This window comes from Stenotrophomonas sp. P5_B8 (assembly GCF_054049855.1).
Genome location: NZ_JBFULO010000595.1, coordinates 1 through 1,844, shown reverse-complemented (window position 1 = coordinate 1,844; position 1,844 = coordinate 1). Strand labels below are relative to the sequence as shown.

The following is a 1,844-nucleotide window of genomic DNA, read 5'->3' as shown; positions in this document are numbered from 1 at the left end:
GCTCAAGAAGTGCGTCATGGAACTGGGCGGCAGCGATGCCTTCGTCGTGCTTGACGATGCCGACCTCGACAAGACGGTGGCCGCCGCGGTGAAGTCGCGCTTCGACAACAGCGGCCAGACCTGCATTGCCGCCAAGCGGTTCATCGTGGTCGACGCGATCGCCGATGCGTTCGTGGAGAAGTTCGTCGCTGCCGCGGCCGCGCGCGTGTACGGCGATCCGCAGGACGAGAAGACCACGCTGGCGCCGATGGCCCGTGCCGACCTGCGCGATGAGCTGCACAAGCAGGTGCAGACCAGCGTGGCCAAGGGCGCCAAGGTCCTGCTCGGCGGCGAGCCGGTAGCCGGCAGCCATGCCGGTTACCCGGCCACCATTCTGGACAATGTCGGCCCCGGCATGCCTGCCTACGACGAAGAACTGTTCGGCCCGGCGGCGGCCATCGTGCGCGTGCGCGATGACGCAGACGCGCTGCGTGTGGCCAACGACACCAGCTTCGGCCTGGGCGGCAGTGTCTGGAGCGGCGACGCGCAGCGCGGCGAAGCGATCGCCAAGCGCCTGGAATGCGGCGCGGCGTTCGTCAACGCCATCGTCAAGAGCGACCCGCGCCTGCCGTTCGGCGGCACCAAGCGCTCCGGCTTCGGCCGCGAGCTGGCCGACCATGGCATCCATGAGTTCATGAACATCAAGACCGTTTACGTCGCCTGATCGGAGCGGCCCGGCAGGGCCGCTGGAACCGGTAGTGCCGGCCGTTGGTCGGCTGCTCGAAATCTCCAAACACCCGGCGTGAATCCGGGTTTTTCTGGAGCCGGCCAGCGGCCGGCACTACCTGCGTATCGCCGCTTGGCGTCGCACCACCGGCCGACCTCAGAGCCAGCGGACGCGCTTGAACAGGCGGTACAGCCCCACGCAGATCGCGCCGACGCCGATGATCATCGCCGGGTACGCCCACGGCTTGTCCAGCTCGGGCATGTGGGTGAAGTTCATGCCGTACCAGCTGGTGATCAAGGTCGGCGCGGCGAGCAGCGCGGCCCAGGCACCGAGGCGCTTGACCGTCTCGCCCTGCGCCAGCGTCACCAGCGACAGGTTCACGCTCAGCGCGGTGCCCAGCATCTCGCGCAGGGTATCGATCACATYGCTGATCCGCACCGCGTGGTCGTGCACGTCGCGCAGGTACAGCTTCACCTCATCGGGCACCAGCTCGCCCTGGTAGCGTTTGATCTGCGCCAGCATGTCCTGCAGCGGCGCCACGGCCATGCGCATCTTGTTGAGCTCGCGCTTCAACTCGTACAGGCGCACGACGGTCTGGCGCTTGTAGCTGTCGGAGAAGATGTCCTTCTCCAGCAGCTCCAGCGTGTCGCGGTAGCGCTGGGTGATCGGCAGGTAGTTGTCGACCACGAAATCCAGCACCGCATACAGGCAGTACGACGGGCCCATGGTGCGCAGCAGCTCGGGCTCGCGCTCCACCCGCGCGCGCGGCGCGGCGTAGGACAGCGACGCGCCGTGGCGCACGGTGACCAGGAAGCGCGGCCCGAGGAAGGCGTGGGTTTCACCGTACTGGATGCGCTCGTCCACCATCTGCGCGGTGGTGACCACCACGAACAGCGAGTTGCCGTACGACTCCACCTTGGGGCGCTGATGCGCGTTGCGTGCGTCCTCGATGGCCAGCGAGTGCAGGCAAAATTCTTCCTGCAGCTTCAGCAGCACGCTGTCAGCCGGCTCGTAGAGACCGACCCAGACGAAGCCGTTGCCGCTTTCGATCACATCGCTGATCGCGTCCAAGCTGATGTCGTGGCGCTTGCCCTGATCATCGTAATGGACACAGTTGATGACGCAGGGCGGATTGACG

At 66.6% G+C, this 1,844-nt stretch carries 2 protein-coding genes; one reads left to right on the top strand and one right to left on the bottom strand.

Going from position 1 to position 1,844, the window contains the following annotated elements:
* A partial coding sequence (locus ACXJKH_RS19725; protein WP_457321903.1) for an aldehyde dehydrogenase family protein occupies positions 1 to 703 on the top strand: 703 nt, incomplete at its 5' end.
* A 159-nt stretch (positions 704 to 862) separates the two neighbouring features.
* On the opposite strand, the gene ACXJKH_RS19720 is transcribed toward ACXJKH_RS19725, so the two are convergent.
* The coding region (locus tag ACXJKH_RS19720; RefSeq protein ID WP_457321901.1) for a magnesium and cobalt transport protein CorA at positions 863 to 1,844 on the bottom strand (982 nt) is incomplete at its 5' end.